The sequence below is a fragment of the Nocardia bhagyanarayanae genome (assembly GCF_006716565.1).
GTDB classification, from domain to species: Bacteria; Actinomycetota; Actinomycetes; order Mycobacteriales; family Mycobacteriaceae; genus Nocardia; species Nocardia bhagyanarayanae.
Window position 1 is genome coordinate 183,934 of sequence record NZ_VFPG01000001.1, and the last position, 13,069, is coordinate 197,002.

The following is a 13,069-nucleotide window of genomic DNA, read 5'->3' on the forward strand; positions in this document are numbered from 1 at the left end:
CGCCGAGGTGTTCGACAATGCGGCACTCGCGGGGCCCTCCGTGGTAGCGCGCGCCGCCTCCTGGCCCGTCGCTCGCGCCGCCGGTCGGCCTGTAGTGCTCACCGAATGTCCTCCTGTCGTTGAACGAGTCGTTGCAACAACCTGTCTCTGTGTTCTTCATCGCGGGCGACGGCGATTGCGGTACGCGCCAGCGCGACCGCGCCATCGGTTACCGCGCGATCCGCCGAGGCGTTGACACTCGCCGCGGCGAAACCCGGCTGATGTGTCACCGCCCCACCGGCATCGATGCCGATAACCGGATGGATGCCCGGGATGACGTTGGTGACATTGCCCATATCGGTGCTGCCGAGCGGTCGCTGCGCCTCGAGCTCCGGTGCGATCGGCACCCGTCCCAGGTCGGCGATCTGCTCACGATAGGCACACAGTAGTGCCGGATCGGGCGTCAGCTCGGTATATGTAGGCGCGAGCGTCCGGATTTCGTGGGTGCAGCCGGTCGCTAGGGCGCCCGCCTCGAAACAAGCCGACGCTCGTCGCATCAGATCGTCGAGGGATGCGGAGTCGACTGCGCGTAGGTAGTACAGCAGTTCCGCACGTCCGGGCACGATGTTCGGGGCTACGCCACCGTCGCTGACTATACCGTGTAGTTGCTGACCGGGTAGGAGATGCTGTCTCAGCAAACCAAGAGCAACCTGCGCGACGGTGACCGCGTCCCCCGCGTTGCGGCCGCGCTCGGGCGCCGCGCTGGCGTGCGCTTCGCACCCGTGGAAGACCACGCCGAGGTCGGCGAGTGCGAGCGAGCGCGCGCCGACGATGTCGTACGGGCCGGGATGCACCATCATCGCCATCGCGACGTCGTCGAAGACGCCGCGCTCCAGCATCAGCACCTTGCCGCCGCCGCTCTCCTCGGCGGGCGTCCCGAGCACCACGACCGTGATCCCGAGTTCGTCGGCCACCTCGGCGAGGCCGAGCGCCGCGCCGACGGCCGACGCGGCGATGATGTTGTGCCCGCAGGCGTGGCCGATCTCGGGCAGCGCGTCGTATTCGGCGCAGATGCCGACCGTCAGCTCGCCGCTTCCGTAGCTGGCGCGAAACGCCGTCGGCAGGTCGGCGACGCCGATGTGGATCTCGAAACCGCGCTCGGCGAGCGGCGCGAGGGTCTTGGCGACGCTGCGCGTCTCCTCGAAGGCCAGCTCCGGCTCGGCGTGGATGGCGTGCGAGAGATCGATCAGCCGGGTGGCCGCGGCGGCGATGGCGGCGTCGGAGCGTGCCGCGGCGCCGTCGGTGCGGACAGCGCGCGACATGCTGCTCGTTTCCTCAGGCCCGCTGCGCGGTGGTGGCATGGGACACAGTCTGGCACTGTGGCGCGAATCGGGCGCGCTCCGTGCCCGTCGACCTGCTCACATCAGGGCCCGGCCAGGGGTTAGCCGACGGCGAACGACAAGTTCTCGGGGCTGGTCCGCACCTCGAGCCCGGCCAGCGCCTCGGCGTGCAGAGCGCGCTTGATGATCGGCAGATTCGGCTTGCGGTTGCCCGCCAGTGTCGCGGCGTACGCGACGGCGGTCTCCAGCAACGCGTCGGCTTCGGCGGCCTGGTCCACGATGCCCGCCGCGATGGCCTGATCGGCCGGGTAGCGGTGGCCGGTGGTCATGGCCTGCACGCAGACCTGGTTGCTCAGGCGGTTGGTGAGCAGGGCGTTCATGCCGACGGTGAAGGGCATACCGAGGTGCACCTCGGGCAGGCTCCAGAAGCCACGATCGGCACGCATGACGCGGAAGTCGTGCGAGGTGGCCAGCATCGCGCCCGCGCCGAACGCGTGCCCGTTGATGGCGGCGACCGTCGGCATCGGGAAGGCCAGCAGACGGGTGTAGAGCGAGTGCACCTTGTCCAGGTAGCCGTACATCTCGCCGAGGTTGCCGAACAGCCAGTCGGTGTCCAGGCCGTTGCTGAAGAACTTGCCGGTCGCCGTCGTCACCAGCGCCGCGGGACCCTCCGAGCCCTCGACCTTGTCGAACAGCCCGTGCAGTTCATCGATCCAGTCCGGATGGAAGCGGTTCTCGCTGTCGGTCTGGCCCTCGTTCCCGAGGTACAGCACGAACACATCTCCCTGACGCTCCAGATACGGCATGCGTGCAGCGTATCGCCATCGAAGTACGTTGCCTACTGGCGGGTAGCCCACCGCTCGCGGAACCTGCCGCAATCGCCGAACCACGATTACGAACGCACCATCCACACCCTCCCGACCACCCCCGGAGCGAGCTCGACGAGCGACCGTTCGCGGCCGTCTCGCTTCCCAGCGGTCGAAGCGCATGCGACGAAGTCGCGAGTCTCGACCGCTGGGAAGCGAGACATGAAGGCCGCGAACACGCGCGCGCCAGCGCGCCACAAACACTGCCGCGAACACGCGCGCGCCAGCGCGCCAAATACACTGAGCCCATGCTTGCCGAACAGGCCGCCGAGGCGATCGCGGAACGTACGGGAGTCGAGCGCCACCGGGTGGCCGTGGTGCTGGGTTCGGGGTGGCAACAGGCGGCCGCGGAGATCGGCGCGCCGTCGGCGTCGGTGTCGATGCCGGAACTGCCCGGCTTCGGCGAACCGACCGCGCAGGGCCATGTCGGCGTGGTGCATTCGGTGCCCGTCGGTGAGACGCCGGTGCTGCTGCTGATGGGCCGCCAGCATCTCTACGAGGGCTATCAACCCGCGGACGTGGTGCACCCGGTGTCGGCCGCGGTGGCGGCGGGCGCGGAGATCGTGGTGCTGACCAACGCGGCGGGCGGCGTCCGGCCCGGTCTGCAGGTCGGCGAGCCGGTCCTGATCAGCGACCACCTCAATCTCACCGCCCGAACCCCGCTGGCGGGTGCCACCTTCGTCGATCTGGTCGACGCGTGGGACCCCGAATTGCGGGCGCTGGCAAGGGAAATCGACCCGAGCCTGAGCGAGGGCGTGTACGCGGGCCTGACCGGACCGCAGTACGAGACGCCCGCCGAGATCCGCATGCTGCGCACCATCGGCGCCGACTTGGTCGGCATGTCGACGGTGCTGGAGGCCATCGCCGCCCGCGCGCTCGGCGCCCGGCTGCTCGGCATCTCGCTGGTGACCAACCTGGCCGCGGGCGTGACGGGCGAGCACCTGTCGCACGCCGAGGTGCTCGCCGAGGGCAACGCGGCCGCGCCGAGACTCGGCAAACTGCTGCGCGGCGTGCTGGAGCGGCTCTAGATGCTGCGCTTCGGGACCGCCGGTCTGCGCGGGCCGCTGCGCGAGGGCCCGGACGGCATGAACGTGACGACCGTGAGCAGGGCGACGGCGGGCGTGGTCGACTGGCTGCGCGGCCGATGCCTCGGCGGCGGTCACGTCGTGGTGGGCCGCGACGCGAGGCACGGTTCGCCCGAATTCGCCGCCGCGGTCGCGGAAATCTTCGCCGCGGCGGGCTTTCCGGTCACACTGCTGCCCGGCGCGGTGCCGACGCCGGTGGTGGCGTACGCGGTGCGCGAGCTCGGCGCGGTGGCGGGCGTGCAGATCACCGCGTCGCACAACCCGCCGGCGGACAACGGCTACAAGCTCTATCTCGACGGCGGCTCGCAGTTGATCGCGCCCGCCGACACCGAGATCGAGCGCTGCATCGAGGCGGTCGGCGAATCGATCCCGCGTACACCGGTCGCCGAATCCGACGACGCGGTCGTGCACCGCTATCTCGCGCGGGTGGCCCGGCTACCGGAACTCGTCGGCGGGCCGGGCGCGCGCGCCGACATCCGGATCGCGCTGACGCCGCTGCACGGAGTCGGCGGCGATCTCGCCGTGCGAGCGCTGGCCGCGGCGGGCTTCACCGACGTGCACGTGGTGGCCGAGCAATTCGCGCCCGATCCCGACTTCCCCACCGTCGCCTTCCCCAATCCCGAGGAGCCGGGAGCCGCCGATCTGCTGCTCGCGCTGGCCGAGCGGGTGGACGCCGACGTGGCCATCGCGCTGGATCCCGACGCCGATCGGTGCGCGGTCGGCGTGCCGGGCCCGGACGGGTGGCGGATGCTGCGCGGCGACGAAACCGGCGTGCTGCTCGGCGCTTGCGTGCTGCGCACCGCGCCGCCGGACGCGCTGGTCGCCACCACGATCGTGTCGTCGCGGCTGCTGTCCAAGCTGGCCGCGGCCCGCGGCGCCCGGTACGCCGAGACGCTGACCGGCTTCAAATGGCTCACCAGGGCGGGCGACGGATTGGTGTACGCCTACGAGGAGGCCATCGGTCACTGTGTCGACCCGGCGGCAGTGCGCGACAAGGACGGCATCTCGGCGGCCGTCCTCACCGCCGACCTGGTGGCACGGCTGAAGGCCGAGCGGCGCACACTGCTCGACGAACTCGACGGGTACGCGGTCGAATTCGGCCTGCACGCGGGCGATCAGGTCGCATTGCGGCTGGCCGACGCCGAGGCCGCCGCGGCGGTGGTCGAGCGGCTGCGCACCGACCCGCCCCACGAGATCGCGGGCGAGCCGATGAAATACGCGGATCTGCTCCAGGCGCGCGGCCGGATGCGCACCGACGCGCTGATCTTCGAGGGCGCGGGCTCCCGTGTGGTGATCCGGCCCTCGGGCACCGAGCCGAAACTCAAGTGCTACCTGGAGGTCGTCGAGCCGGTGGCCGACCGCGCCGGTCTCGCGGAAGCGAGAAGCCGTGCCGCCGAACGGCTTGCCGCACTCGCCGAGTTCTGTCGCGCGCTGTAGCCATCCCGACTACGAGTTCCGCCACCCGCGCTGGCTGATCGACACCTCCCGGTGCACCCTGACGGAAGGTCACCGCGGCCGCGCCGGACAGGGTCGAGGTCACATTCGGTCGGTCAGCCGGCGTGCGCGCCGTGCCGGATTTCGTCGCGGGGGCGCGCAGTGCTCACATCCGGGAGTTGTTCGCCCGGCCGCGCCGAGCGCGTCAGCGCGGTCCGAACTGGCGATCGCCCGCGTCGCCGAGGCCGGGCACGATGTAGGCGTCGGAGTTCAGGCCCGAGTCGACGGTCGCGGTCACCAACCGCACCGGCAGATCCGACTTCTCCAGCAGCGCAATGCCTTCCGGCGCGGCGACCACGCAGATCGCGGTGATGTCGGTCGCGCCGCGCGCGGCAAGCAATTCGAGGGTGTGGCGCATGGAGCCGCCGGTCGCCACCATCGGGTCGAGGACGTACACCGGGATGCCGGACAGGTCGGCGGGCAGCGATTCCATGTACGGCACCGGCTGGTGGGTGGCCTCGTCGCGGGCGATGCCGACGAAACCGACTTGGGCGTTGGGGATCAGCTCGGCCGCCGCGTCGACCATGCCGAGCCCGGCGCGCAGCACCGGGACCAGCAGCGGCGGATGAGCCAGCCGCACGCCCTCGGCGAAGGCGACGGGCGTTTCGATTTCGTACCTGGTCACGGGGGCTTCACGCAGCGCCTCGTAGACCAGGATGCCGGTCAGATCGCGCAGCGCGTTGCGGAAGACCGCGTTCGGCGTGCGCGCGTCGCGCATCGTCGTCAGCAGGGTGGCGGCGAGTGGGTGGTCCACGGTGTGCGTACGCATGAGGGAACGATAAGGTTCGAGGCGAGTTCGGTGTCGAACGTCCTCGTGAATTTTTTTCGGAGGCGATGGAACCGAATGGCAAGGCGGCGCGTCGAACCAGTTGGATGACGTACTCTGCCTGGGAACGAACAGATGGGGGAAGCACTATGGCAAAGATGTCGGCGGACACCGAGGGCATCGCCGCCTACGGCGCCACCGCCGAGGTGATGGCCGGTGAAATGGCCGGTGTCGCAGCGGGGGCCGCGGGCGCCTCGCCCGCGTTGCTCGGACCGATCATGGGGCTCATCGGCGGGGATTTCATGGCCGCGTATTCCGCGGCGCACGCCGGACACGTCGCGTCGATCGCGCAACTGTCGGCCGTCCTCTCCAGCATGGGCGGCGCGGCGGCCGGAGCGGCGACCGTGCTCACCGAGACCGACCTGAACAACGCGGCCGCGCTGAAGTCCGCCGACCTGGACGGATGAGCCGGTGATCGACGTCAACCTCCTGGTCAAGCCGTTGCTCGATCTGCTCGGCAGCTTCGGCACCGGCGTGTTGCCCAGCGGCGGCCCGGCCGACTCGTTGATCTCCACCTCGACGGCGCTGGATCAGCTGCATCAGTTGGGCCGCAACAGCATCAATCAGATGAACACCGCGTGGGACGGCGTCGCCGCCGACGCCGCGACCGCGAAGGCGCTGCGCGTGCAGACCTCCGCCGCGAACATCTCCGATCGCGGCAACGAGATGGCGACCGTCGTCGACCAGGCCGCCACAGAGGTGGAGACCGGGCAAAAGGATCTCAACGGCATCGTGCAGTCCTTCGTGAACACCGCGACGGCGCTCGGCCCGACGATCACGACGCCGCCGGGTTTCGCGGCGCTGGTCGGCACCGCCATCGATCACCTGAACCAGGGACTCGGCGTGGTCGGCCGGGTGCGCAACGAGCTCGACACGCACACCGCGACCATGACCCAGCTGACCCCGGCGCCGTCCAGCCCCTCGCTCGCGTCGCTGCCGGGCGCGATCACCAGCACGGCGAGCACCGGCATCCAGGGCCTGATGGGCGTGGTCGGCCAAGCCGGCTCGCTGGCAACGAGCTTGGCGAGCAGTTCGGCGCAGAACGTCGCCAAGACGAGTCCCGGCACGAACAACAACTCGAGCTCGTCCCAGCAGCCCGGCAACACCACCGCCGCGCCGAGCACCAAGGACGGCGTCAAGATCACCCTGCCCGACGGCAGCGTCGTCGAGGCGCCGAACGAGAAGGCCGCGACCGCCGTCCAGTCGGCGCTGAGCGCGGTCGGCACCCCGTACGTCTGGGGCGGCAACACCCCGGGCTCCGGCATCGATTGCAGCGGCCTCACCAAGTACGCCTACAGCGAGGCGGGCGTCGAACTGCCGCGCCTGGCCCAGGAACAGCACATCGGACACCCGCAGGTGTCGCCCGGCGATCTGATGCCGGGTGACCTGGCCGTATGGGACGGCCACGTCGCCATGGTCGTCGGCAACGGGCAGCTCGTCGAGGCCGGTGACCCGGTCTCGGTCAGTTCCATCCGAACGGAGAACATGGGTATGGAGTTCTACGGCTTCTACAGGCCGACAGCATGACCGAGCAGCAGGCCCAGCAGATCCCGAACGTCACCCTGGCCGTCAGCCAGAACCGGTCCGGCACCATCGCGGTGCGCGCGACCGACCAGGGCATGCCGGTCGAGATCAAGTTCGAGCGCAGTGAATACCGTTACGGCGCACAGGCTCTCGCCAACGAGATTCTGCGCCTGACCCAGCGCTCGGCCATCGCCGCACGCGCCAAGCGCCGCGAGGTCCTCGCCGAGTCGGGCATGCCCGCCGACATCCTGGACCGGCTCGGACTGCCCACCCGGCAGCAGGCGGTCGACGAACTCGACCGCATCGACGACGCCGACACGGGACCGACGAGCTGGATGCGGCCGGTATGAGTGAGCGAAGCGAGGAATTGGCATGAGTGCCGAGATGGACGCGCTCGTCGCGAGCGCGACCCAGAAACTGGAAGCGCTCGAGGCCGCCCTGTACGGCCTGAAGCAGGTGCGCGGCCAGTTCACCACCGAGGACGGCGCGGTCACCGTCGAGGTGAACAGCGAGGGCGCGCTGGTCGGGCTGAAGCTGTCGGAGGCGGTCACCTCGATGGCGCCCGCCGACGTCTCCCAGCTGATCGTCTGGGCCTGTAGGCAGGCCTCCGAGGACGCGGGGGCGCAGCGCTCGAAGGTCGTTGCGACACTGAACGAGTCGTTCGCCCCGGCGCCCAACGGCGCGGCGGGCACAATTGGGGGCGGGCCGGATAGTGCCTGAGCCGGAAGGTCGATAGGCTTCCGGACATGGCTTCTGGAGACATCGTCCCGATCGAGCTCGGCCTGACCGACGGCGATCTCGTCACCCTGTGGGCACCGCGCTGGCGCGACGGTGACGACGAGTGGATGGCATTCCTCGGACATGAGGATTCCCTCTATGGTTTCGACACCGTCGCCGAACTGGCCGCGTTCATCCGGACCAGCTCCGACAACGATCTGGTCGACCATCCCGCGTGGAAGGTCGTCGCCGGGCTCTCGGCGGTGGAACTGGAGCCGGAGGAGAATTTCACGTTCGACCTGGTCGCGGTGCCGGAGCTGGCGGCAGGTGATCCCGACGTGGACAGCATCGCCGAGCTGGAGGACACCCTCGGCATGGTCCGCAACATCGGCGAGGTCTGCGAGCTGGAGACGGTCACCAAGTTCTTCGGCTCGCACCCCGTGCTCGGCGCGCTGCCGGGCGGGGTGAGCGCGTTCGTCGGTCGCGACGGCGAGGAACTCTGGGACCAGATCGGCGCGGCCATCGCCAAGGACTGGGACTCGGTGCTCGACGCCATCGACTCGGTGGTCGCCACCCCGGACGTGGACGCCGAGGCCGTCGCGGTCGCCGAGGCCGAGTTGCTCGCGGCCGAGGAGAACGTGGTCGACGCCGACGACGCGGCCGACAGCGACGAGGACGAGGAATTCGAGGCCGTCGACCTGGACGACGAGGACGAGGAGGAAGACGACTCGTTCTGGCACGAGGTCGGCATCGACCCGGTCAAGATCGTCACCGCGGACGGCACCTACTTCACGCTGCGCTGCTACCTCGACGACGAACCGATCTTCCTCGGCAAGAACGGCTCGATCACGGTGTTCACCTCCGAGCGCGCCCTCGCGCGCTACCTCGCCGACGAGCACGACCACGATCTGGCGAAGGTGAGCACCTACGGCGAGGTGCAGACCGCCGCCGTGGACGGCTCGCTCGAGGTCGAGGTGACCGACGAGAACGTCTACGTGCTGCCCGGCCTGGCCGACGACTTGGCCGAGGGTCCGGAGGCGGTCGACATCGAACAGCTCGACCTGGCCGTCGAATTGTTCACCGATGCCGCCGACTACGCCGAGGACGACGCCGTCGAGCAGGCGTTGGCCCAGTCCACTCCCCTGGGCTGGTACGTGTCGTACCTGCTGAACCCGGACCCGACGCGGATGGCGCCGAACCCGCCGTTCGCCGCGGAGGCGCAGAGCTGGCGCGAGCTCGAGCACGGGTTCGAGGCTCGGCTCACGCCGCAGTAGTCCGCTGAGATCGGGGCCGAATTCGTTCGGCCCCTACTCATTTCAGTCTGATCCAGATGTGCTCGGAGTGACCGAGCAGCCGCTCGTCCGCGCCGTAGACCGCGGCGGCGGTGAAGATCTTGCGGCCCTGCTCGCCGTGGTTTTCTCCGACCACCACGCACGGCTCGCCCGCCTCGGGCAGGTCGAGCACCGTGGCCGTCATCGAGCCGAGCAGCGCGGGCCGGTCCAGCATGTTCGGCACCGACCAGCCGCCGGGGCAATCCAGCGCCGCCCACAGCAGCGCGCCGCCGATCGGCAGCGATTCGTCGGGCGTCCACGGGGTCGCGACCACGTCGGCGCGCACCGGCCCCGGTGTGAGACGCAGGCCGTCCTCGCGCGCGTTTCCGCAGACGAAGCAGTACGCGAACATCTCGTTGGTCTCGTACGCGCCCGCGGCCTTCTCCGCCACGTCGCGCGAGACCGGATCCGGGACGTCCCGTTCGAACGCCCCGGCCCGCGATTCGGCGATCAGGCGCTCGCCGTCGAACAACTTGCCGTCCTCCAGCCGCAACGGCGTATCCAGCGGTGCCGGATTGCGCAGCATGACGGTGACGGTGCCCTCGTCACGGTGTTCGGCGAGACGTCCGCAGACGTAACCGCCGTTACCCGAATCCGGCGGGCCGTTGAATCGACCGGGAATCTGCACACTCGTCACAACATCCCACGATAGACCGCCCGGGGTGCCACGCGCGCCGGATGTCCGGGCTCGCCCGGTCAGCCGAGCAGCACCGCGTAGCCCGGCTTGATGATGTCGTCGATGATGCGCAGCCGCTCCGGGAACGGGATGAAGGCCGACTTCATCGCGTTGATGGTGAACCGCTCCAGATCGCTCCAGCCGTAGCCGAAGGTCTCCACCAGCTTCAGCATCTCCGCGCTCATCGTGGTGTCGCTCATCAGGCGGTTGTCGGTGTTCACCGTGACGCGGAAACGCAACCGGGCGAGCAGATCGAACGGATGCTTCTCCAGGGCGGGCACCGCGCCGGTCTGCACATTCGACGACGGACACAGCTCGAGCGGAATCCGCATGTCCCGCACGTAGTTCGCGACCAGACCCAGTTCGGCGTCCTCCAGCGCGCCCGGCACATGGATGTCGTCGGTGATGCGCACGCCGTGCCCGAGCCGGTCCGCGCCGCAGAACGCCAGCGCCTCGTGGATCGACGGCAGGCCGAACGCCTCGCCCGCGTGGATGGTGAAGTGCGCGCTGTTCGCCCGCATGTACTCGAACGCGTCGAGGTGCCTGCTGGGCGGGAAGCCCGCCTCCGCGCCCGCGATGTCGAAGCCGCCGACCCCGCGGTCGCGCCAGCGCACCGTGAGCTCGGCGATCTCCCGCGAACGCGCCGCGTGCCGCATGGCCGTGAGCAGGCAGGTGACCACGATGGAGTGGCCCGCCTCCGCGGCGGCCGCCTCGCCCTCACGGAAGCCCGCCAAGGTGTGCTCGACCACCTCGTCCATGCTCAGGCCGCGCTCCAGGTGCTGTTCGGGCGCGAAACGCACTTCCGCGTACACCACGCCGTCGGCGGCCAGGTCCTCGGCGCACTCGCGGGCCACCCGGCGCAGGCCCTCCGGTGTCTGCATGACCGCGACGGTGTGCGCGAACGTCTCCAGATAGCGCTCCAGCGAACCGCTGTCTGCGGCGTCGCGGAACCAGGCCGCCAGGGTGGCCTCGTCGGTGGCGGGTAGGTCTTCGTAACCGCAATCGGCGGCGAGCTCCAGTACCGTCGCGGGCCGCAGACCACCGTCGAGGTGATCGTGCAGCAGCGCCTTGGGAGCTTGGCGGATCGAGGCGAGGGTGAGCGGCATCGGTCCTGTCATGACCACACGTTAGCCGCGGCGCGCGGAATCGGCAGCGAAGTTCCGCCGTGGCAACCATCTCGTTGCCGGCGGGCCACGGGGCGGTTCACAGCGCGTCTCCGTAGCGATGCCGGGTACGGCCGGTTTCGGCGCTCAGGAACCGATTCGTTCCAAGATCAGCGAGGCGTCGCCGGTCGGTGCGATGACGCCGATCGTCATCGAATCCGCCAGTGCGGCAACGGCTCCCGGGATCGCGTCCGGCGTGTCGGTGTGCAGGGTGAGCAGCGGTTGTCCCGCGACGACCGGATCGCCGGGCTTGGCGTGCATCTCGATGCCCGCGCCGAACTGCACCGGGTCGCCCTGACGGGCGCGGCCCGCGCCGAGGCGCCACGCGGCGACGCCGACGCCCATGGCGTCCAGGCGGGTCAGTACGCCGTCGCGCTCGGCACGGATGGTCTCGGTGTGCCTCGCACGCGGGAGGGGCGCGTCCGGGTCGCCGCCCTGGGCTCGCACCATCGCGCGCCAGTGATCCATCGCCCGTCCGTCGGCGAGCGCGTCGGCCGGATCGATGTCCAAGCCCGCCAGCGCCACCATCTCGCGCGCCAGCGCGAGGGTGAGCTCGACGACGTCGGCGGGCCCGCCACCGGCCAGCACCTCGACCGATTCGGCCACCTCGAGCGCGTTGCCCGCGGTTCGCCCCAGCGGGGTGTCCATCGCGGTGAGCAACGCGACCGTGCGCACCCCGGCGTCCGTGCCGAGCTCGACCATGGTCGTGGCCAGTTCGCGGGCCGCGCCGTGGTCCTTCATGAACGCGCCCGCCCCGACCTTCACGTCGAGCACCAGCGCGCCGGTGCCCTCGGCGATCTTCTTGCTCATGATGGAGCTGGCGATCAGCGGGATCGACTCGACCGTGCCCGTGACGTCACGCAGGGCGTAGAGGCGCTTGTCGGCGGGCGCGAGGTCGGCCCCCGCCGCGCAGACGACCGCGCCGATCGACGGGTCGGCCAGGATCTCGCGCATGCGCGGGACGTCGACGTCGGCCCGCCAGCCGGGGATCGACTCGAGCTTGTCCAGGGTGCCGCCGGTGTGTCCCAGCCCACGTCCGGACAGTTGGGGCACGGCCGCGCCGCACGCGGCGACCAGCGGCGCGAGCGGCAGCGTGATCTTGTCGCCGACCCCGCCCGTGGAGTGCTTGTCCACCGTGGGCCGCGGCAGGTCCGTGAAGTCCATCCGCCGCCCGGAGGCGATCATCGCGGCCGTCCAGCGAGCCGTCTCCCTGCGCGTCATCCCGCGCCAGACAATGGCCATGGCCAGCGCCGACATCTGTTCGTCGGCCACCGCGCCCCTGGTGAATCCGTCGATCACCCAGGCGATCTGCGCGTCCGAGAGCTCCCCGCCATCCCGCTTGGTCGTGATGATCGAAACCGCGTCCACACCCGTCACCCGGCCAGTCTGGCACGACACTCCACCGCGCCTGGTTCCTGTCGGTGGCCTCCGATAGCCTCGCCGCATCGTCCGAAGCCGACTGCTGACGAGCTGTCGCTACTGCTGCCCGGCATTCAGGTCGTCGGGGCCGAAGGCGTCGGGCAGCAGGGTGCTCAGCCGGACGGGGCCCGTGCGGTGGTCCACCAGGAGATCGCGGCCGCCGTGTTCGTAGAGGAGTTGGCGGCAGCGACCGCACGGCATCAGGATTTCGCCGCGGGAATCGCAGACCGAGACCGCCGCGAGACGCCCGCCGCCGCCCGCGAATAAGTTACCGACGAGTACGCATTCGGCGCAGAGGCCCAATCCATATGAGACATTTTCCACATTGCAACCGCTCACAATTCGACCGTCCGAAGTGAGAGCCGCGGCGCCGACCGGGAAACGGGAGTAGGGCGCATAGGCGTTGCGCATAACTCGAATAGCATTGTCGCGCAAAACATTCCACTCGATTTCCGGCATCGCGAACCTCCCGCCGAACCACCGCGACGAGCCCGCGCGAGAGCCCGCGCGCACCCCATTACGCATCGACAAAGGTAAACCTAACCCAGCGGAATGTCGCGCAACGCACGGCACGCCGAATTAGTTCCGCGAAACCGAGAGGATTAGAGTCCACAACAGATCGGTTCAGGTTCCCGGCGGGCCTCGCGCA

The 13,069-nt window shown here is 69.9% G+C and carries 14 protein-coding genes; 7 read left to right on the forward strand and 7 right to left on the reverse strand.

The features are described 5' to 3' along the window. Window positions 1-98: 98 nt before the first annotated feature. Both FB390_RS00750 and FB390_RS00755 read right to left on the reverse strand, forming a co-directional pair. Window positions 99-1,301 carry a M20 family metallopeptidase gene (locus FB390_RS00750; protein ID WP_141807215.1) on the reverse strand — a complete coding sequence of 401 codons (1,203 nt, stop codon included), beginning with the start codon at window positions 1,299-1,301 and terminating at the stop codon, window positions 99-101. Window positions 1,302-1,420: 119 nt separating this feature from the next. After that, window positions 1,421-2,125 (reverse strand): enoyl-CoA hydratase-related protein, encoded by a 705-nt coding sequence (locus FB390_RS00755; protein WP_141807216.1) that lies wholly within the window; start codon window positions 2,123-2,125, stop codon window positions 1,421-1,423. Window positions 2,126-2,433: 308 nt separating this feature from the next. On the opposite strand from FB390_RS00755, the gene FB390_RS00760 reads away from it, so the two are divergent. Next, window positions 2,434-3,213 carry a purine-nucleoside phosphorylase gene (locus FB390_RS00760; RefSeq protein ID WP_141807217.1) on the forward strand — a complete coding sequence of 260 codons (780 nt, stop codon included), beginning with the start codon at window positions 2,434-2,436 and terminating at the stop codon, window positions 3,211-3,213. After that, window positions 3,214-4,707: a phospho-sugar mutase gene (locus FB390_RS00765; protein ID WP_141807218.1), complete on the forward strand. Its 1,494-nt coding sequence runs from the start codon at window positions 3,214-3,216 to the stop codon at window positions 4,705-4,707. It abuts the gene before it with no gap. Between the two features lie 202 nt (window positions 4,708-4,909). Here FB390_RS00765 and upp read toward each other — a convergent pair whose 3' ends face one another. Next, window positions 4,910-5,533, reverse strand: a complete 624-nt coding sequence (gene upp / locus FB390_RS00770; RefSeq protein ID WP_141807219.1) for a uracil phosphoribosyltransferase — start codon at window positions 5,531-5,533, stop codon at window positions 4,910-4,912. Window positions 5,534-5,679: 146 nt separating this feature from the next. On the opposite strand from upp, the gene FB390_RS00775 reads away from it, so the two are divergent. Genes FB390_RS00775 through FB390_RS00795 form a run of 5 tightly spaced genes read left to right on the forward strand, consistent with a single transcriptional unit; the run spans window position 5,680 to window position 9,105 of the window. Beyond that, a complete protein-coding gene (locus FB390_RS00775; protein ID WP_067787796.1) occupies window positions 5,680-5,997 on the forward strand; it encodes a hypothetical protein in 318 nt (105 codons plus the stop codon). A 4-nt stretch (window positions 5,998-6,001) separates the two neighbouring features. Then, complete coding sequence (locus FB390_RS00780) at window positions 6,002-7,117, forward strand: C40 family peptidase (RefSeq protein WP_141807220.1); 1,116 nt, start codon at window positions 6,002-6,004, stop codon at window positions 7,115-7,117. Next, window positions 7,114-7,464 (forward strand): hypothetical protein, encoded by a 351-nt coding sequence (locus FB390_RS00785; RefSeq protein WP_067787800.1) that lies wholly within the window; start codon window positions 7,114-7,116, stop codon window positions 7,462-7,464. Before FB390_RS00780 ends, FB390_RS00785 begins: the two co-directional genes overlap by 4 nt. A gap of 22 nt (window positions 7,465-7,486) precedes the next feature. Then, a complete protein-coding gene (locus FB390_RS00790) occupies window positions 7,487-7,834 on the forward strand; it encodes a YbaB/EbfC family nucleoid-associated protein (protein WP_141807221.1) in 348 nt (115 codons plus the stop codon). Between the two features lie 26 nt (window positions 7,835-7,860). Beyond that, window positions 7,861-9,105 (forward strand): primosomal protein, encoded by a 1,245-nt coding sequence (locus FB390_RS00795; RefSeq protein ID WP_141807222.1) that lies wholly within the window; start codon window positions 7,861-7,863, stop codon window positions 9,103-9,105. A gap of 37 nt (window positions 9,106-9,142) precedes the next feature. On the opposite strand, the gene FB390_RS00800 is transcribed toward FB390_RS00795, so the two are convergent. From FB390_RS00800 to FB390_RS00815, 4 genes are all read right to left on the reverse strand, one after another. Next, the gene (locus FB390_RS00800; RefSeq protein ID WP_141807223.1) at window positions 9,143-9,799 is read right to left on the reverse strand and encodes a hypothetical protein; all 657 of its coding nucleotides are present in this window, start codon (window positions 9,797-9,799) and stop codon (window positions 9,143-9,145) included. A gap of 59 nt (window positions 9,800-9,858) precedes the next feature. After that, on the reverse strand, window positions 9,859-10,956 hold the full coding sequence (locus FB390_RS00805; RefSeq protein ID WP_141807224.1) for an adenosine deaminase: 1,098 nt from the start codon (window positions 10,954-10,956) through the stop codon (window positions 9,859-9,861). Between the two features lie 132 nt (window positions 10,957-11,088). Next, entirely contained in the window at window positions 11,089-12,378 is a 1,290-nt protein-coding gene (locus FB390_RS00810; RefSeq protein WP_246123796.1) for a thymidine phosphorylase, read from the reverse strand. A 99-nt stretch (window positions 12,379-12,477) separates the two neighbouring features. Continuing rightward, the gene (locus FB390_RS00815) at window positions 12,478-12,879 is read right to left on the reverse strand and encodes a cytidine deaminase (protein ID WP_141807226.1); all 402 of its coding nucleotides are present in this window, start codon (window positions 12,877-12,879) and stop codon (window positions 12,478-12,480) included. Window positions 12,880-13,069 lie beyond the last annotated feature (190 nt).

Excerpts from the sequence above, each read along its gene's own strand:
- FB390_RS00760 (WP_141807217.1), top strand. The coding sequence starts at position 2,434 with ATGCTTGCCGAACAGGCCGCCGAGGCGATCGCGGAACGTACGGGAGTC.
- FB390_RS00775 (WP_067787796.1), top strand. The coding sequence starts at position 5,680 with ATGGCAAAGATGTCGGCGGACACCGAGGGCATCGCCGCCTACGGCGCC.
- FB390_RS00755 (WP_141807216.1), bottom strand. The coding sequence starts at position 2,125 with ATGCCGTATCTGGAGCGTCAGGGAGATGTGTTCGTGCTGTACCTCGGG.
- FB390_RS00790 (WP_141807221.1), top strand. The coding sequence starts at position 7,487 with ATGAGTGCCGAGATGGACGCGCTCGTCGCGAGCGCGACCCAGAAACTG.
- FB390_RS00785 (WP_067787800.1), top strand. The coding sequence starts at position 7,114 with ATGACCGAGCAGCAGGCCCAGCAGATCCCGAACGTCACCCTGGCCGTC.
- FB390_RS00750 (WP_141807215.1), bottom strand. The coding sequence starts at position 1,301 with ATGTCGCGCGCTGTCCGCACCGACGGCGCCGCGGCACGCTCCGACGCC.
- FB390_RS00765 (WP_141807218.1), top strand. The coding sequence starts at position 3,214 with ATGCTGCGCTTCGGGACCGCCGGTCTGCGCGGGCCGCTGCGCGAGGGC.
- FB390_RS00805 (WP_141807224.1), bottom strand. The coding sequence starts at position 10,956 with ATGACAGGACCGATGCCGCTCACCCTCGCCTCGATCCGCCAAGCTCCC.
- FB390_RS00815 (WP_141807226.1), bottom strand. The coding sequence starts at position 12,879 with ATGCCGGAAATCGAGTGGAATGTTTTGCGCGACAATGCTATTCGAGTT.
- FB390_RS00795 (WP_141807222.1), top strand. The coding sequence starts at position 7,861 with ATGGCTTCTGGAGACATCGTCCCGATCGAGCTCGGCCTGACCGACGGC.
- upp (WP_141807219.1), bottom strand. The coding sequence starts at position 5,533 with ATGCGTACGCACACCGTGGACCACCCACTCGCCGCCACCCTGCTGACG.